The sequence below is a fragment of the Streptomyces melanosporofaciens genome (assembly GCF_900105695.1).
GTDB classification, from domain to species: Bacteria; Actinomycetota; Actinomycetes; order Streptomycetales; family Streptomycetaceae; genus Streptomyces; species Streptomyces antimycoticus.
The window spans coordinates 3,603,755-3,621,957 of the sequence record NZ_FNST01000002.1 but is presented as its reverse complement, the minus strand read 5'-3'; the positions used below and the strand labels follow the sequence as shown (position 1 = coordinate 3,621,957).

The window sequence follows — 18,203 nt, the reverse complement described above, 5'->3', positions numbered from 1 at the left end:
CGACCCGACCACCGCGCCGCAGGCGGCGAAATTCGTCAGCCCCGCTTGCAGATCCGATCCAGCAAATTCGCCGTCGCCCGCTGAATCCGCTCATCCGTATGCCCCGGACGATCCAGCGCGGGCGACCACGCGAACGTCCCCGACGCGAACACCAGAGCACCACTCGGGGCGCGGTAGAGCGACGTCTCCTGGTGGCGGACCACCCCCTCCGTGTCCTCGTACGGCGAGTGGGCCAGCAGGATGCGGCGGAGGTGCTCGGGCAGGACCGTGCGCGGGAAGTAGCGGTCGGCCTCGCCCGCGACGAGACCGGGGAGCTCATCGCCCTCCTCCGCGCCCGTGGCCTCCCACAGCCAGTGGCCGGCGTTGCGCACGATCAGCGGGCTCGGCTCGGGCACCCGGCCCGCGTACTGGATGCCGATCAGCTGCTGTTCGGGCGCGGTCTCCCGCCACAGCGCGGAGCGGCCGGGGCCGCGGCGCTTGCGGCAGGTCAGCAGCCGGTCCGGGCCGGAGGGCGAGGCGGTGAGCTCGACCTGCCAGTACATGGTGTTGGCGGAGAGGAAGACCAGCGAGGTGCCGCTGTCGCGGGCCGATTCCACGGTGCGGCGCATCGGCGCAGACCAGTACTCGTCGTGGCCGGGGAAGACCAGCCCCCGGTAGCGGGTGGGGTCGACCCGGCCCGCGTGCAGATCGCTCATCTCGGCGTAGGCCAGGTCGTAGCCGTAGCGCTCGGCCCAGCGGATGAAGTCGTACGCGTGGCCCACATGGAGGGGCAGCCCCGCGCCCGCGTACGGCCGGTCGAAGGAGACGGTGATCGCCGCCTCGGACTCGCCCAGCAGTTTTCCCTGCTCGTCCCAGGCGTGGTAGAGGCTGGCGCCGGTCCGGCCGTCCTCCGGGTAGAGGTTGTACGCCTGCCAGGTGAGGTCGGGGAGGACGAGGAGGAGATCGGCGGGGCGGGGGTCGCGGACGGTGAACGGGATGTGGCTGCGGTAGCCGTCCACGGTGGTCAGCACCGCGACATAGGCGCCGGGCTTCCAGTACGAGGGGATCTGCAGCCGCCAGGACAGCCACCAGTGGTGGCAGGAGACGGTGCGGTCGGCGGTGAGCGGGGGCGGCTGGACGATCCCGGACAGCCGGGGGCTGGTGGTGATCTTCAGCGCGCCGGCGCCGTCGTAGTAGCCGATGCGGTAGATGTCCACGCTGAACTGCTGGGGCGGATCCACCGTGATCCGGAAGTCGATCGCCTCGCCGGGGGCCGCCGCGGAGGCGGAGGGGAAGCCCTTGATCTGCCGGTGGACATCGTCGGCGGTGCGGGGGCCGGGGATCCTGGCGGGGCCCTTCGCACGGACCCGCCCGGCCGCCCGGTCGATGGCCCCGGAGTGCTGGACATGGTCGACGTACCACGGGACCACCCGCCCGGTGTCGTCGAAGTAGTTCTCACTGTCGCGCAGCCAGGGCAGCGGGCCCTGGCCGAAAGGATCCGTCACCGCGTGCGCGAGCGCTCCTGACTCCCAGCGCCGGATCTGGTCCGTCCCCACAATTGTTCCCCTCCCCTGCGTGCCCGGCGGCGCCTCGCCTCGCTGTCCTCGCACACCGCACCGCAGCGGATCCGGCCTTGTGGGCCGGGCTGCGGGGCCGGTCTGGCGGTCCGGGCCGGTGGGCCGGAACTCGTGGGCCGGGCGGACAGCGACCGGTCCAAGCACATCACATTACGCACCTACTCCGTCACCGATAGTCGCTAATTTGCCGGAACAGACGCCGAACGCGCGACAAGGCTGGACATAGGATCGGATCCGGCGCAGTATGCGCGCCTACGCCAGCCGGACGGGCTTTTCCGGACGAACTCCCACCTCGCCGAGCCAGGCGCGCAGCGGCCCGTCGTCCCCGTCCTCCACCAGGCTGAGCACCGGATGGGCCAGATCGGCCCGCCGCCGCCCGCCGACGAGCAGCGCGGGCCCGTCGAGCCAGTCGAGGCCGGGGGCCGCGCCCGCGGTGTCCACGGCGGCGCAGCAGACCATGGCGGTGACGTGGTCGGCGAGCAGCTCGCGGCCGGTGCGCGGCGGCTGCAGCGGGAACGCCGGGGCGAAGTCGTCGATCCACGGGTCGCCGGCGGCCCCCTCCGCACCCGCCACGGGGCCCTGGCCGTACGCCCGGGTGGCGGCGGCCTCCTCGCGGGCCACCTCGACGCTGAGCCTGGCGGCGAGCCCCGGGGCGCCGCCGTCGGGGGCGTCGGCGGGGTCGGCCGCCGTGGCGGTGAGCCGGTCCATGACCCGGGCCAGGGTGGGCGGCACGGGCGCGCTCACGGGGGTCGGTGCGCGGGCGGCACCGACGAGGTCGTGGGTGTCCTCCCGCTCGTCCAGGAGCCGGTTGAGCCGGGCGGCCTCCTGCCGCCACTTGCGGTCCACGACCTCTTCCGGATACGCGCCCCAGTCGACCGGGGACCAGTCGGGGCCCGGCTCCGGCGGGCCGCCGTGGAAGAGGCGGGCGGCCAGCAGCGAGGTGGCCTCGTCGATCGCCCCGGGCTCCTCCAGGAGGTCGCAGGCCGGGCGCTCGCTCAGCCGGGAGGTGAACCCCTCGGCGAGCCGGTCGCGGCGGGAGAGCTCGGTGAGCGCCGAGACCACGCCCGCGTCCAGCCGGGAGGGCCAGCGGCCCATTCGCCAGGCGGGCAGCGCGACCCGGGTCAGCAGCCGGTCCCAGCCCGCGTAGGCGAGGCCCACCTGCTCCTGGGCGACGATCCGCAGCCCGTAGTCGACCGACTGGGCCCGCTCGGAGGCGGCCGCGGCGACCGCGCGCTCCATCTCGGCCGCATGGTCCCGGCAGCCGCGCAGCAGCAGCCGGGCGACCCAGCCGACGAAGGCGAAGGCCGGGCGGCGCACCACCGCCACCAGGGCGGGCGCGGGGCCGGACGACGGCTCACCGCCCTGGGCCGCGACGGCCACGGCGGCGTCCAGCCCGCGCACGAAGCGGCGGGCGGAGGCTATGTCGGGATGGACGGACGGGCCGGTGCCCGCCACGACCGGGGCGAGCAGCGCGCGCAGCTCGGCGACCCGCATCCACCACAGGAACGGTGAGCCGATCACCAGCACCGGCGCCTGCGGGACGCGCCGCTCGGGGCGGTCCCCGACCCGGTCAGCGCCGCTCGCGGGGGCGGGGGCGCCCCGTGCGGAGCGGGGCTCCTCGACCGCCAGGGCGCCGCGGTCCCTATGCTCCCGGCGCTGGGCGTGCGCCGGATGCGTACGGTCCTCCAGCCAGCTGTCGCAGTCGGGGGTGAGCGCTATGGCCGAGGGCGCGGGCACCTCCAGGCGCTCGGCCAGGTCGCGCACCAGCCGGTAGAGATCGGGCGCCGTCTCCTCGGCGATGGGCACCGTCGGGGTGAGCGCGGGTCTGGCCCGGACGACCACGGCGGCCACGGCCGCCGCCAGCAGCAGGACCAGCAGAGCGCCACCGGTCACCACCCAGCGCAGGGCCGTCCAGCCCTGGTCCTGGGAACCTCCGACGCTGCCGGTGGCGCTTCCGGCCAGCAGCACGACGGCGGCCGCGGCCGGGAGGAGTGCGACCGCGAGCGCCGTACTCCGGATGCGCAGTACCGCGAGGGCGCGAGCGCGCGCCGCCAGGGCACCTGCTTCGGTACCTGCCACGGTTCTCATCACCCCCTACTGTCCGGCCGATGTTTGAACAGCGGACGACGGCGGCGTTGTTTTCTCCCACCCACTGTCGCACTGGCCGCCCACTCCGCAATGCCGGTGGGCCAGTTGCCGCACCTCGCCTGAGCGGCACACTAGTTGGGGGCCGGGCGTGCGTCAGCAGGATGCGGAAGCGCTCACCCGATGGAATGGCCTTGGGTAAAACCGGGAACTTCGCGACGACGATGCCTGGCCCCGTGTGAACAGGCGGAAGCGGCCTCCGGGGCCGATCATGTGCCCGCCCGGGACACCGCTTGAGACTCTTCTTACAGCCTGACTCGCAGCCTGTCCTTACGAGGCCGCGTCGGCCGCCGCCTTCGCGGCGATGTCGGAGCGGTGGTGCGAGCCCTCCAGCCCGATCCGGCCCACCGCGCGGTAGGCCCGCTCGCGCGCCTTCGCCAGGTCGGAGCCGGTCGCGGTGATGGAGAGCACCCTGCCGCCCGCGCTCACCACCTCACCGGACGCGCCGTCCCGCTTGGTGCCCGCGTGCAGGACGTACGCCTTGGGGCCGTCCTGCTCGGCCACCGCGTCCAGCCCGGTGATCGGGTCACCGGTGCGGGGGGTGTCCGGATAGTTGTGCGAGGCGACGACCACGGTCACGGCGGCGCCGTCGCTCCAGCGCAGCGGCGGTTCGGCCTCCAGACGGCCGGTGGCGGCGGCGAGCAGCACCGCGGCCAGCGGGGTCTTCAGCCGGGCCAGGACCACCTGGGTCTCCGGGTCGCCGAAGCGGGCGTTGAACTCGATCACCCGCACCCCGCGCGAGGTGATCGCCAGGCCCGCGTACAGCAGCCCGGAGAAGGGCGTGCCGCGGCGGCGCAGCTCATCGACGGTGGGCTGGCAGATCGTGGTCACGACCTCGTCCACCAGCTCGGGGTCGGCCCAGGGCAGCGGGGAGTACGCGCCCATGCCGCCCGTGTTCGGGCCCTCGTCGCCGTCGTGGGCGCGCTTGAAGTCCTGGGCGGGCTGGAGCGGGATCACGGTCTCGCCGTCGGTGATCGCGAAGAGGGAGACCTCCGGGCCGTCCAGGAACTCCTCGATCACCACCCGGCCGCAGGCCAGCGCGTGTGCGCGGGCGGCCTCGACGTCCTCGGTCACCACGACGCCCTTGCCCGCGGCCAGGCCGTCGTCCTTGACGACGTACGGCGCGCCGAACGCGTCCAGCGCCTCGTCGATCTCGGCGGGCGTGGTGCACACATAGGCGCGGGCGGTGGGCACGCCCGCCGCCGCCATCACATCCTTGGCGAACGCCTTGGAACCCTCCAGCTGCGCCGCCTCGGCGGACGGCCCGAAGGCCGGGATCCCGCGCTCGCGCACGGCGTCGGCCACCCCCGCCACGAGCGGGGCCTCCGGCCCCACGACCACGAGGCCCACCCCCAGGGAGGCGGCGAGGTCGGCGACGGCGGCGCCGTCGAGCGCGTCGACCGCGTGCAGCTCGGCCACCTCGGCGATGCCGGCGTTGCCGGGGGCGCAGTGCAGTGCGGTGACGTCGGGGTCGAGGGAGAGAGCGCGGCACAGGGCATGTTCGCGGGCGCCGCCGCCGATGACGAGGACCTTCACGGTATGCAGCCTATTGCCTCGGGCACGGGCCGCTGTGCGGTGGGGGCTGCCACCCTGTCCGCGCCGGAGCTGCGGCCCTACTGCGCTGGGGGCCGCGGGTGGCGTCTCGCGCCTTCGGCGCATGGACGCGGCCCCCGGCCGGGCCGACCAGCCCCCCGGATCCGGTGCGCGGGCCACTCTTTTGGGTGAGGAGTGGGCGGTCCTATACCCGATGGGGCAGCTCTTACGGGCTGAAAACCCGTGATCGGGTCTTCGTGGCCAACCGTTCGGCGGTAGGAATGGTGGTCGCGCATCAGCCGCGCGCCAGGAGAAACGCCGCCGCAGAGGGAGTTGCACGGTGAGTCAGCCGGAGATGCAGCCCGAGGGGCTCCCTCGGCCGGAGGGTGCGAGAGCCCAGGGCGACCTGCTCGGTCGGCCCTTCCCGCACGGCGACTGGGGGGAGCCGGCGGAGCGGCTCGACGAGTTGTACCGGTGGGTCGAGGAGGGTGCCCTGGAGGTCGCGGGGTGGTACCTCGCCGAACGGGTGTGGAAGCGGAGGACCGCCCGGGTGCTGCGGGTGGGCGCCGCGGTGGCGGCGGTCGTGGCGGGCGTGCTGCCGCTGCTCGATCTGAACGGGACGCTGGACGGCGGCGCGGGCTGGGGCGCGCTGGCGCTGCTGCTGGCCGCCGCCTGCGTCGGCGGCGACCGGTTCTTCGGGCTGACGTCCGGCTGGATGCGGGACGTGGCCACGGCGCAGGCGGTGCACCGGCGGCTGGAGGCGCTGCAGTTCGACTGGGCGTCGGAGAGCGTGCGGGAGGTGCTGGGCCCGACCGAGGGCACCGCCAGCGAGGCCGTGGAGCGGTGTCTTTCGGTGCTGCGGCGGTTCTGCGAGGACGTGTCGGAGCTGGTACGGGCCGAGACGGCGGGCTGGATGGTGGACTTCGGGTCCGGTTCGGCCCCGCTGGTCACACAGGCGCTGATGGCCCAGGGCTCCCGTCCGGACAGCGGGAGCCCCACGAGCCGCTTTCCGCTGCCGCCGGGCCCCGCCCGGCCCAATATGCCGCGGCAGCGTCCTCCCGAGCCGCCCCGCTGAGGCCGGACAGCAACGCCTGTCGGAGCGATCAGCCAATGGAACGGTCAGCCGAAGGAGCGGTCAGCTGAAGACGATCATCGAGCCCTGGCCCAGGCTGCGCGTCGCCGCCGCGTGCAGACCCAGCCAGACATGGCGCTCCCGTGCGAAGGGGCTGTCCTCGTACGGGACCGACGCCGCCGGCTCCTCCAGGCTCGTGGGGCGAGCCGGGGGCGCGGGGGCGGCCGGGGGGTTGGACGGGTCGATGCCGAGCGCCGGGGCGACCGCCTCCAGCTCGCGCAGCAGGCCGTGGCTGGATCCCAACGGGCCGCCGCCCTCGAGGAGTTCGTCGTTGGACAGCGGGCTCTGGAAGTCGACGGGGACATACGCCCCCGCGTGGTCGTAGTGCCACACCAGATGCGACTGCTGGGCCGTGGGCTCGAACATCTCCAGCAACTGTTCGTAATCCCCGCCCAGTTCGTCCACGGGCGTCACCGCGAGTCCGCACAGTTGCAGCAGATAGGCACGGCGGAGAAAGTGCAGCGCGTCGTAGTCGAAACCGGCCACCGGGGCGACATCCCCGGACAGTCCCGGCATATAGCTGAAGACGGGTACGGGCGGCAAACCGGCATCACTGAGCGCCTTGTCGTACGCGGCGATCTCTTCGGCGAAGGGGTTGTCGGGGCTGTGGCACAGCACATCGACGAGGGGGACCAGCCAGAGGTCACATGCCACGCGATCTCACTCTCGTATCCGTACGGTCGATGGTCGGCCCAGCGTAATGCCCCGCGTACGCCTCGCGAAGAGTGCCGGAGGCCAACCCTGGCGGGCCGTTTCGCCTGCCGCCGCTCCGGCCTCCCCGGCCTCCGGTTCGGTGACCGTCCGGGGGAACCGCTGCGGGGCCGGGCGGAGTTCGAGAAGAGTTCAGGAGGAGATCAGGGGGAGTTGACCTCCGACGTCCGGTTCCGCGCGCGCGACTCCTCCTGCTCCACCAACCGCTCGATCAGCGCACGGAAATGCGCGTTGTACGCCCCTATCAACCGCTCCGAGTCATGCGGGTCCCCGCGGGTGACCGCCGCGGTGAGCTCGGAGTGCCCCGTCCAGAGCTGACCGCGCAGATCGGGGACGCGACGCAGATACGGCACCGTGAAGACCCAGGTCTGCACGCGCAGCCGCTGCAGAAAGTCCGACACATACGGATTGCCGACCAGCCCGCAGATCTCGCGCCAGAAGCGCAGGTCATAGCCGATGAGGATGTCCAGGTCACCGGAGCGGGCGGCCCGCTCGGCCTCCTCGGCCCGCCGCCTTACCGAGGCCAGCGCCTGCGGGGTCATGGTTTTCAGCGTCTGCTCGACATAGTGCCGGAAGACGCCCTCGACCACCATCGTGCGGGCGTCGACCATGTGCCGGAAGTCGTCGATGGTGAAGTCGTGGACCTTGAAGCCCCGGTGCTCCTCGACATCGAGCAGCCCTTGGGAGCACAGGTCCAGCAGTGCCTCCCGGACGGGGGTCGCGGAGACGCCGTACTGCTGGGCGATCTCCTTGACGGTGAACTGGCGCCCCGCAGGGAGCCGGCCCGCGAGCACCTCGTCACAGAGCGCGTCGGCGATCTGCTGCCGCAGGGTGTTCCGCTTGACCGGGCTGGCGCCGGGCACGGGCATCGAGGACCGTCTCCTTCCACGGCCGTCGGATCAAAAAGCGGACGGCCCTCGCATCACGATATGCGAGGGCCGTTGCGCGGAACACGCAGAGTGCGGCGGTGGTCTGCACCGGGCAGCGCTCGGGCGGCGACCGGAGGGCAAACGGGCAGAGCCCCGGTGCGCCTACGCCGTATGCGCGTCGGCCGCGCCCAGCGCCTCGTCCAGGATGGCGAGCCCCTCCTTGGCCTCGGCCTCGGTGACAGTGCACGGCGGCACCACATGGGTGCGGTTCATGTTCACGAAGGGCCACAGACCGCCGCGCTTGCAGGCCGCGGCGAAGTCGGCCATCGGCTGGTTGGCCGGTCCGCTCGCGTTGTACGGGACGAGCGGTTCGCGGGTCTCCTTGTCCTTGACCAGGTCCAGCGCCCAGAAGACGCCGAGGCCGCGCACCTCGCCGACCGAGGGGTGGCGGTCGGCGATCTCCCGCAGCCCCGGGCCGATCACGTTCTCCCCGATCGCGGCGGCGTTCTCCACGATCCCCTCCTCCGCCATCGCGTTGATCGTCGCGACGGCCGAGGCGCAGGCCAGCGGGTGGCCGGAGTAGGTGAGACCACCCGGGTAGGGGCGCTGGTCGAAGGTCGCGGCGATCTCGGCGGAGATCGCGACGCCACCGAGCGGCACATAGCCGGAGTTGACGCCCTTGGCGAAGGTCAGCAGGTCCGGGGTGACGCCGAAGTGGTCGGCCGCGAACCAGTGGCCGGTGCGGCCGAAGCCGGCCATGACCTCGTCCAGGATGAAGACGATGCCGTAGCGGTCGCAGATCTCCCGGACCCCGGCCAGATAGCCGGGCGGCGGGACCATGATCCCGGCGGTGCCGGGGATGGTCTCCAGGATGATCGCGGCGATGGTCTGCGGGCCCTCGAAGGCGATGGTGTCCTCGAGGTGGCGCAGCGCGCGCTCGGACTCCTGCGCCTCGCTGTCGGAGTGGAAGGGCGAGCGGTAGAGGAACGGCGCCCAGAAGTGCACCACACCGGCCGAGGCGCTGTCGGAGGCCCAGCGGCGGGGGTCGCCGGTGAGGTTGATCGCGGTGGCGGTGGCCCCGTGGTACGAGCGGTAGGCGGAGAGCAGCTTGGGACGGCCGGTGTGCAGCCGGGCCATCCGGACCGCGTTCTCCACGGCCTCGGCGCCGCCGTTGGTGAAGAAGATCTTGTCGAGGTCGCCGGGGGTGCGCTCGGCGACCAGCCGCGCCGCCTCGGACCGTACGTCCACGGCGAAGCCCGGGGCGATGGTGCACAGCTTGGCGGCCTGTTCCTGGATCGCGGCGACGACCTTGGGGTGCTGGTGGCCGATGTTGGTGTTCACCAGCTGGCAGGAGAAGTCGAGGTAGCGGTTGCCGTCGTAGTCCCAGAAGTACGAGCCTTCGGCGCCCGCGACGGCGAGGGGGTCGATCAGGCCCTGTGCGGACCAGGAGTGGAACACATGCGCACGGTCGGCGGCCTTGACGGCGGCGCCGGCCGCGAGGTCGGGGCTGGGCTGCACGGACACGTTCGGTACCTCGCATCGCTCGCGGGTCGGGGTGGAACCAGCGTACGGACCGTATCCCCGGGCCTGGCACCGACAGGCTGTCAGGGTTTCGGGCCGTCCACCGACACCTTGCCGGGCCACGGCGCTCTTGTCGTCACCGCCGGTGATCGGGGCGCGGCGTCCGGATTTCGCTCTCCGGCCCGGGAGTGACACAGGACGGATACGGAACCGATAACGGATGGTCCGCGTCGTCCACTTCGCTCTCAGCCGCCTTTATTCTCTCCAAGGGGCTGATCAGGGGGATTCACGGGGAAGGGGCGATCGACGCATGGAAGACCTGGGGGCCGAGGACCCTCGATGGATCGGTGAGTACCGGCTGCTCCGGCGCCTTGGCGCGGGTGGCATGGGCCGGGTGTTCCTGGCCCATTCTTCGCGCGGCCGTACGGTGGCGGTGAAGCTCGTCCAGACCGAGCTCGCCCAACAGGCCGAATTCCGGCGGCGGTTCAAACAGGAGGTGCGGGCCGCGCAGCGGGTCGGGGGCGCATGGACCGCGCCGGTGCTGGACGCCGACACCGAGGCCGCCACCCCATGGGTCGCCACCGGCTATATCGCCGGTCCCTCCCTGCACGCGATCGTCTCCGAGTCGGGCCGCCTGCCCGAGCGGACCGTCCGCATCCTGGCCCACGGCCTCACACAGGCCCTGCGCGACATCCACGACGCCGGTCTGGTCCACCGCGACCTCAAACCCTCCAACGTCCTGGTCACCATCGACGGTCCGCGCGTCATCGACTTCGGCATCGCGCGAGCGCTGGAGACCGTCACCGACGGCATCCTCACGCGCAGCGGCGCCGTCGTCGGGTCGCCCGGTTTCATGTCGCCCGAGCAGGTGCGCGGCGAGCGGGTCACCCCGGCCAGCGATGTCTTCTGCCTCGGCTCGGTGCTCGCCTACGCGGCGACCGGCCGTCAGCCGTTCGGCACGGCCAACAGCGGGGTGCACGCGGTCATGTACCGCATCGCACAGGAGGAAGCGGACCTGGAGGGGCTGCCGGAGGGGCTGCGCGAGCTGGTCACCGACTGCCTGAAGAAGGCCCCGGACGACCGGCCCTCGTTGGAGGAGCTGCTGGACCGTACGGCCGGTGCGGACGACGACGGCGAACCGTGGCTGCCGGGCGGGCTCGTCGCCCAGCTCGGACGGCATGCGGTGCAGCTCCTGGAGGTGGAGACGCCCGCGGGGCCGGGGGTGCCCGCCCTGCCGGGGATGCCCGCGCGGCCTGCCGTACCGCCCGTGGCCGGGGCGGCGGGACCCGCAACTCCCGTGGCCGGAGCGGCGGGTCCGGCCGTCCCGCCGCCGCCCTCCGCGCCGCCGTCGGCCACGTCGTACCCGTTGGCTCCGGCGGAGCCCCCCACGCCCCCGCCGCCCACTACGCCGCCACCCACCACACCGCCGCTCCCGTCGGCCGCGCCCCAGGCGGGCGCGCCCCAGGCGGGCGCGCCGCTCCCCCCGGCTCCGTCCGCGCCTCCTTCGGCGGGCGCGGGGCAGGGCGGCACGGCCCAGCCGGGCGGGCAGGCCGCCGGACCGTACGGCGCCACACCGCAGGCGGGCGGGGACCGGGGCAGCTCGGACCCGGCCGCCGGGCAGCAGGCCGCCTCGTCGTCGGCCGACGCGCCATCGGACGACGGCGCGCAAGCCGGTTCGGGCCACGGCGGGCCGGGGCAGGCTGCCGCGCACCAGGACACCCCGGGCCCGACGGCTGGGGCGGCGGGGGGATCCGCCGCGTCGCCCAGCACGCCCGGTGGTGCCGCGCCGGGCCACGACGCCCCGCACGCCGCCGCCTCCGGAGCACCCGGCCAACGGCCAGCCGCACCACAGGCAGGCGCACCACAGCCAGACCCACGGCAGGCGGACGCGTCCCCGGCCGGTGCAAGCCAGGGCTCCGCGACTGCCGGGACGCCGGGCGGGCCCCAGGAGGGCGCGCCCTCCTCCGCCGGAGCACAGGCAGGCGAAGGCCAGTGCGCACCCGGACACTCCACACCACCGCACGCCGGAACGGGCGACGCGGCAGCCGCGTCGCCCAACTCGCCCGGCGGCGCCGGACCACAGAGCGCCGCGCCGTACACGGCGCCGCAGGGAAGCGGCGCGCAGGGCACCCCCGGAAACCCCGCCCCGCCCCCCGTCGGAGCGGCTCCCGCCGCGCCCGACTCGCCCGGTTCCGCCTCCCACTACGCCGCCCCGGCGTACGGCTACCCGCCGCACGCCACACCGCCGCAGCCCGGCGCGGACGGCGAACCGCGGACGCCGCCGCATGCCTTCGGGCCGCCCGCCGTCACCTCGTTCGGGCCCGCCCCGTCCCCAGGCCAGGCGGCCGCCACGCCCTCCGTCGGCTTCGGCCCGAGCGGTCCGAACGGTCCGAACACACCGGCCGCGCCAGGCGGACCGGGCGGACCAGGCAGGCAAGGCGGCCCCGGCGGCGGCTCGCCGCAGCCGCCGCAGCCCAAGCGCCGCCGTAAGACGCTCATCGTCGTCTCGGCCGCCGTCGCCACACTGCTCATCGCCGGGATCGCCGCCCTCGCCGTGGTCAAGGGGAACGACGACAAGGGCGACAAGGCCAAGACCGACTACGACAAGATGACCCACACCCCGCCCAACAGCCCCGGTGGCGCCAACTCCAAGGCGCCCACCGGTGGTTCCGGCGCGCCCGATCCGTCCGCGACCAAGCTGGACACGACCGGCGACGTGCCCACCGAGTATCTGGGCGCCTGGGAGGGCGAGATCAAGGAGAGCGGCTCGTCCACCGGCAAGATCCGCCGGATCGTCCTCTCCCAGGGGCCGGTCGGCGCGTTCGTCGCCGAGACCCTGACCTCCGACTCGGACTCGTTCTGCCAGGACTCGGCCAAGCTCAAGTCGGCCGACAGCCTGCTCCTCATCGAGGACGACGAGGTCACCACCAGCATCCCCGAGGAGAGTTGCAGCACGGTCGGCGAGCAGACCCTGCGGATAGGCAACGACGGCACCCTCGCCTGGAGCACCACGGACGGCTCCTACGAGGCGACGCTGCGCCCCTCGAAGAGCGGCGGCAAGCCGATCCCCTCCTCGTACGAGGGCACTTGGCTGGCGAAGGACGCGTTCGGGAAGCAGGACGCCACTCTGAAGATCACCATCAAGCAGGGCGCGATCGGCACGGCGGTGGCCCAGGAAGTCGCGGACAGTAAGAAGTACCACTGCGAGGGTGACCGGGTCCTGGCCTCGGTGGCGAAGGGTCTCGTCCTCAGCCCGTCGAAGTTCACCGGGGGTACCCCCAAGAATCTCTGTGGGCCCGGCACGTCACTGACGTTCACCTCTTCCGGACATGACAAGCTGCGTGTCGAGTATGACGACCCGGACGATTACAGCGATGAGACGATGACACAGACGTTCACCCGCCTCGACTGATCGGCCGATCGGCGCAGGGACTATCGGCACAGGGACAGGAGCCACACCGCGATGGAGAACCTCGGGGCCCAGGACCCGCGGTGGATCGGCGAGTACCGGCTGCTCGGCAAGCTGGGCGAGGGCGGAATGGGCCGGGTCTATCTCGCCCGCTCCGCCCGCGGCCGCACCGTCGCAGTGAAGCTCGTACAGGCCGAACTCGCACGACAGCCCGACTTCCGCGGCCGCTTCAAGCGGGAGGTGGAGGCGGCCACACGGGTCGGCGGCCAGTGGACCGCCCCCGTGCTCGACGCCGACACCGACGCCGAGGTGCCCTGGGTGGCCACCGGCTACATCGGCGGTCCGTCCCTGCACAGCGTCGTCGCCGAGGACTTCGGGGCACTGCCCGAGCGCTCGCTGCGGATCCTGGCGAACGGACTGGCCCTCGCGCTGCGCGACATCCACGGCGCCGGGCTGGTCCACCGCGACCTCAAGCCGTCCAACATCCTCATCACCATCGACGGTCCGCGCGTCATCGACTTCGGCATCGCGCGCGCCCTGGATGCCGTGGGCTCCACCACGGGCGGCAATCTGACGATGACCGGCGCGGTCGTCGGCTCGCCCGGTTTCATGTCGCCCGAGCAGGTGCGCGGCGAGCCGGTCACCGCCGCGAGCGATGTCTTCTGCCTCGGCTCGGTGCTCGCCTTCGCCGCCACCGGACGTCAGCCCTTCGGCAACGTGGACAGCGGGATCCACGCCCTGATGTACCGAATAGCCCAGGAGGAGCCCGATCTGGTGGGGCTCCCCGAGGGGGCGCGCGGGCTGGTCACCGCGTGCCTGAACAAGGACCCGGCCCAGCGGCCGTCGGTGGACGAGCTGATCGCCGCCACCCAGCCGGTGACCGACGACGGCGAGCCCTGGCTGCCGGGCGGGCTGCTCGCCCGGCTCGGACGGGACGCGCTGCAGCTGCTGGAGGTGGAGGCCGAGAACGCTCAGCCGGACTCCATGGCGCCGCAGCAGGGCCCGTCGGCGTACGGCCACCCCCAGACCGGCCACCCCCAGGCCGGCCCGCACACCCCGCCCGGCCCCTCCGCGTATGGCTCGCCGTCGGCGTACGCGACACCTCACGCGCATGCGACCGGGGGGCCCGCGTACCAGGTGCCTCCGCCCACTCAGCCCTGGCAGGGCGGCTATCAGACGCCGGTGGGCTATCCCGCCCAGGGCACCAGGCTGAAGCCGATACGGGGTCTGGCCACCGCGTTGATGAGCATGTTCGGCATCTGGCTGGTGCTGACGCTGCTCGATATGGCGCTGAACATCGCGCTGCTCGACACGTACTTCTCGCTCGACTCCGGCACGGTCACCGACGACATGCTCTACAGCAAGAAGAGCGACGTCGAAGCGATGGACAGCGGCACGGGTGTCGCCGCGCTCGTGCTCGTCGTGCTGTGGCTGGTCTGGTTCCGGACCGCCTACATCAACTCCACGGTGCTCAACCCCGGCCGGCAGCGGTTCGGCAGCGGCTACGCGGTGGGCGCCTGGTTCATCCCGATCGCCCAGCTCTGGCTCCCCAAGCAGATCGCCAACGACGTCTGGACCTCGAGCACTCCTGCGGGGCCCGGCCGTCGCGGACGCGGGGTGCTGCACTGGTGGTGGACGTTCTTCGTGATCATGTTCCTGATGTTCCCGGTGAACGGGATCAGCGAGATCGTCGGCGACAACATCCGGGAACAGCGGCCCAGGGTCGCCGTCAGCATCGCCGACGACGTCATCGGCATCCTGACGGCGCTGCTGGCCATCGCGGTGGTGCGGCGGATCACCAAGATGCAGGAGCAGCGGGCCACGGCTCCCGTCGGTCAGGCGCAGCAGCCCGCCGGAGTGTTCGGCCCGCCCGCGGCGTAGTGACGACGACGGCCCGCCCGCGGCGTGATGACGCCGACGCGCGGGCCGCTCTCCCGTCGAGGGTCCCGTGGAGGGTCAGAGGAACGAGTTGATCTGGATGGTCTCGTCGCGGCCCGGTCCGACGCCGATCGCCGAGATCGGGGCGCCCGACATCTCCTCCAGCGCCTGGACGTACTTCTGCGCGTTCTTCGGCAGCTCGTCGAAGGTCTTGGCCTGGGTGATGTCCTCCGACCAGCCCGGCAGGGCCTCGTAGATCGGCTTGGCGTGGTGGAAGTCGGTCTGGCTGTACGGCAGCTCCTCGACCCGCTTGCCGTCGATCTCGTAGGCGACGCACACCGGGATCCGCTCCCAGCCGGTGAGCACGTCCAGCTTGGTGAGGAAGAAGTCGGTCAGGCCGTTGACCCGGGTCGCATAGCGCGCGATGACCGCGTCGAACCAGCCGCAGCGCCGGTCGCGCCCGGTGGTCACGCCACGCTCGCCGCCGATGGTGCGCAGCTTCTCGCCGTCGTCGTCGAGGAGCTCGGTGGGGAACGGACCCGCGCCGACGCGGGTGGTGTACGCCTTCAGGATGCCGATCACGCGGTTGATCTTCGTCGGGCCCACTCCGGTGCCGGTGCAGGCGCCGCCCGCGGTCGGGTTGGAGGAGGTGACGAAGGGATACGTGCCGTGGTCGACGTCGAGCAGCGTGCCCTGGCCGCCCTCGAAGAGGACCACCTGGCCCTGGTCGATGGCGTTGTTGAGGAGCAGGGTGGTGTCGGCGACATAGCCGCTGAGCGGGTCCGCGTAGCCCAGCAGCTCCTCGACGACCTGGTCGACCGCGATGGCACGGCGGTTGTAGAGCTTGGCCAGCACCTGGTTCTTGTTGTCCAGGGCCGCCTCTACCTTCTGCCGCAGGATCGACTCGTCGAAGAGGTCCTGGACCCGGATGCCCACACGGTTGATCTTGTCCGCGTAGGCCGGGCCGATGCCGCGTCCGGTGGTGCCGATCTTCCGCTTGCCGAGGAAGCGTTCCGACACCTTGTCGAGGGTCGTGTGATACGGCGTGATCAGATGGGCGTTACCGCTGATCAGCAGCTTGGATGTGTCGACGCCGCGCTCATCCAGTCCGCTCAGCTCGGAGAGCAGGACCGAAGGGTCCACGACGACACCGTTGCCGATGACCGGGGTGCACCCGGGCGACAGGATTCCGGACGGGAGGAGGTGCAGCGCGTACTTCTGGTCGCCCACCACCACGGTGTGGCCGGCGTTGTTACCGCCCTGGTAGCGCACTACATAATCCACGGAGCCGCCGAGCAGATCGGTGGCCTTTCCCTTGCCCTCGTCACCCCACTGAGCACCGAGCAGCACAAGTGCGGGCACAGGCGTACACCCCTTCCGGGCGGGGCATGTCCAACGTGCATGGTGACGTGCGCCACCACAAGAGCCGTCGAACCGGTGCCCCGGATAGACGAAGCCCCTGGCGCAACAGCGACAGGGGCTCTTGCACCGAGAGATTACCTGAGGAAGGACCGAGGTGTCGGCTCCAGATCCCCGGCCCCCTGCGCCGGACACCGTCCGGGGGCGCCCGCTGCTCATGGTCATCGACCCCAACGCCCGGCGAACGGACGGGGAGTCGGTGCGGATCGCGAAGGATGTGCTGTGTGCGGGCGCGCAGACGAAAATCTGCCTGCCGGACGGCCCGGAGGAAGTCGAGCGGGCTCTGGCCCGCCGCGGCGCCCGCCGGCCGGTGCTGGTGGGCGACGACCGCGCGCTGCTGCGGATGGTGGAGCTGTTGCACCGACGGCGGGAGCTGGCGGACGCGACGCTGTCGGTGGTCCCGGTCGGCGGCTCCGCGACGGTCGCCCTGGCCCATTCGCTCGGCGTACCGACGGACGCGGTCGCCGCGGCCCGTACGGTCCTCGACGGGACGGCGCGCCCACGTGATCTGCTGGTGGACGAGAGCGGCGGGGTGGTCCTCGGCGGCCTGCGGATCCCCTCCGGACGCGCTCCTTACGGTGCGCACGGGACGCCGGGCGGCGGATGCGGCGCGGCGGCCGGGCCGGATGGGCACGACCCGGGGCCGTTCGGCGGCGGGTCGAGGGGCCGGGACTGCCGCTGCGATCCCTGCGACCGCGACCGCCGCCGCCGGGCCGAGGAAGACGGGGAGAACGGCGGGGACGGCGGGGACGGCGGGGCCGGCGGGCACGGCGGAGGCTCGCCCGGCGACGTTCCGGACGGCGACGGCAACCGGCCGTGGTGGACCCCGGCGGCCCGCACCGCCCGCACCGCGCTGACGCTGCTCTCGCTCCCCGTGATCGGGCTGGCCGGCGGCGCCCGGCGACCGGCACATCCGCCGCCGCAGCGGCTGCGGATCGAGGCGGACGGCGTGCTGCTGACCGATCTGGACCGGCCGGTGGAGCGGGTCTCGGTCTCGACGGCCGCACCGGGCGGCGGGCTGGCCGAGGTCGTCGTCCATCCCCACGCGGCGGACGGCCCGCTGCGCACCCGGGCGCGGGCCGTCACCGTCTCCGGCCCGGACTTCCGCTATCACGCGGACGCGCTGATCCGGGGCCCGGTGCGAAGCCGCACCTGGACGGTCCTGGCGGAGGCGTGGTCTCTGATGCTGCCCCACCGCCCTTGAGCCCCACTCGCGCCACCACGGGGCGGACGGCGCGATACCCGTGCGGGGCGGAACACGAGGGCCACCGACACCGGGCCGGACACGAGGGCCACCGGCACCGGGCCGCACGCGACGGACCCCGACGCCGGGCCGTATGCGACCGCCACTGGCGCGCGGCCGAAGGGGACCGCATCCGGAGCCGGGCGGGACCGTACGGCGAACCGCCCCCGGGGCCGGCACCCCCGGCCCCGGCGGCTACGGGGCCGGAGGCACCGGGCCCGGTGCGCCGCCCCGACCGCTAGCCCGCCTCCACCTCGCGCGCTGCGCGCGCCTCGGCGGCGCGGTCCGCGGCCTGGTGGGCGCGCCAGCGCTCCAGCATCCGGGGCAGCTCCTGCTGGACGAATTCGAAGAAGTCGGCGGTCTCGGTGATCCGCAGCCCCGCCGGGGTGCCGGGGCCGAGCACCTTCGCGCCGTCCCGCATGGTGCTTTCCCAGCGGGCCAGTATCTGGTCGCGGCGGGTCAGGGTCTCGTACCAGACCTCGCTGTAGAGCCGGTATCGATCGCGGCGGGAGCCCGGCTCGCGCTCGCGCACCACCATGTCCACCTGGGACAGATACCGGACCGCGCCCGAGACCGCCGCCGGGCTGATCCGCAGCTGCTCGGCGAGCTCGGCGGAGGTGAGGGCCCCGGCGTCGGAGACGAGAAGCGCCGCGAAGACCCGCGCCGCCATGCGCTGCATACCGGCCTCGGCAAGATCGGCCGCGAACCGCTCGACGAACCTGGACACCGCCGCTTCGTCCCGCGCATCACCGGGCGCGTCCTCCGGTTCGATCGTCTCCCTCACCGC

11 protein-coding genes and 1 pseudogene are annotated in these 18,203 nt (G+C 73.0%); 4 read left to right on the top strand and 8 right to left on the bottom strand.

Annotated features, from left to right (window positions below):
* Positions 1 to 35 precede the first annotated feature (35 nt).
* The 3 genes from BLV72_RS18120 to purD form a co-directional block, all read right to left on the bottom strand.
* Positions 36 to 1,535, bottom strand: a complete 1,500-nt coding sequence (locus BLV72_RS18120; RefSeq protein ID WP_093463481.1) for a N,N-dimethylformamidase beta subunit family domain-containing protein — start codon at positions 1,533 to 1,535, stop codon at positions 36 to 38.
* A gap of 273 nt (positions 1,536 to 1,808) precedes the next feature.
* Positions 1,809 to 3,644: a hypothetical protein gene (locus tag BLV72_RS18115; protein ID WP_093463479.1), complete on the bottom strand. Its 1,836-nt coding sequence runs from the start codon at positions 3,642 to 3,644 to the stop codon at positions 1,809 to 1,811.
* Positions 3,645 to 3,971: 327 nt separating this feature from the next.
* Positions 3,972 to 5,237, bottom strand: a complete 1,266-nt coding sequence (purD, locus tag BLV72_RS18110) for a phosphoribosylamine--glycine ligase (RefSeq protein WP_093463477.1) — start codon at positions 5,235 to 5,237, stop codon at positions 3,972 to 3,974.
* A 337-nt stretch (positions 5,238 to 5,574) separates the two neighbouring features.
* On the opposite strand from purD, the gene BLV72_RS18105 reads away from it, so the two are divergent.
* Positions 5,575 to 6,309, top strand: coding sequence for an SLATT domain-containing protein (locus BLV72_RS18105; RefSeq protein ID WP_093463476.1), 735 nt, complete (start codon positions 5,575 to 5,577; stop codon positions 6,307 to 6,309).
* Between the two features lie 60 nt (positions 6,310 to 6,369).
* On the opposite strand, the gene BLV72_RS18100 is transcribed toward BLV72_RS18105, so the two are convergent.
* The 3 genes from BLV72_RS18100 to BLV72_RS18090 all read right to left on the bottom strand — a co-directional run bounded on the left by BLV72_RS18100 (position 6,370) and on the right by BLV72_RS18090 (position 9,470).
* On the bottom strand, positions 6,370 to 7,020 hold the full coding sequence (locus BLV72_RS18100; protein WP_014053817.1) for a hypothetical protein: 651 nt from the start codon (positions 7,018 to 7,020) through the stop codon (positions 6,370 to 6,372).
* 200 nt (positions 7,021 to 7,220) lie between these two features.
* A complete protein-coding gene (locus BLV72_RS18095; RefSeq protein ID WP_093463474.1) occupies positions 7,221 to 7,946 on the bottom strand; it encodes a GntR family transcriptional regulator in 726 nt (241 codons plus the stop codon).
* Positions 7,947 to 8,108: 162 nt separating this feature from the next.
* The gene (locus BLV72_RS18090) at positions 8,109 to 9,470 is read right to left on the bottom strand and encodes an aspartate aminotransferase family protein (RefSeq protein WP_093463472.1); all 1,362 of its coding nucleotides are present in this window, start codon (positions 9,468 to 9,470) and stop codon (positions 8,109 to 8,111) included.
* Positions 9,471 to 9,777: 307 nt separating this feature from the next.
* Here BLV72_RS18090 and BLV72_RS49945 point away from each other — a divergent pair.
* Both BLV72_RS49945 and BLV72_RS18080 read left to right on the top strand, forming a co-directional pair.
* A pseudogene (locus BLV72_RS49945) lies at positions 9,778 to 10,911 on the top strand (serine/threonine-protein kinase); the annotation flags it as partial.
* A gap of 2,019 nt (positions 10,912 to 12,930) precedes the next feature.
* Entirely contained in the window at positions 12,931 to 14,757 is a 1,827-nt protein-coding gene (locus BLV72_RS18080) for a protein kinase domain-containing protein (RefSeq protein WP_093463470.1), read from the top strand.
* A gap of 75 nt (positions 14,758 to 14,832) precedes the next feature.
* Here the strand turns inward: BLV72_RS18080 and BLV72_RS18075 are convergent, their stop codons facing one another.
* Entirely contained in the window at positions 14,833 to 16,116 is a 1,284-nt protein-coding gene (locus tag BLV72_RS18075; RefSeq protein ID WP_093463468.1) for an adenylosuccinate synthase, read from the bottom strand.
* Between the two features lie 214 nt (positions 16,117 to 16,330).
* Between BLV72_RS18075 and BLV72_RS18070 the strand changes: the two genes are divergently transcribed.
* The gene (locus BLV72_RS18070; RefSeq protein WP_093463467.1) at positions 16,331 to 17,377 is read left to right on the top strand and encodes a hypothetical protein; all 1,047 of its coding nucleotides are present in this window, start codon (positions 16,331 to 16,333) and stop codon (positions 17,375 to 17,377) included.
* A 277-nt stretch (positions 17,378 to 17,654) separates the two neighbouring features.
* On the opposite strand, the gene BLV72_RS18065 is transcribed toward BLV72_RS18070, so the two are convergent.
* A complete protein-coding gene (locus tag BLV72_RS18065) occupies positions 17,655 to 18,200 on the bottom strand; it encodes a GbsR/MarR family transcriptional regulator (RefSeq protein ID WP_093463465.1) in 546 nt (181 codons plus the stop codon).
* Positions 18,201 to 18,203 lie beyond the last annotated feature (3 nt).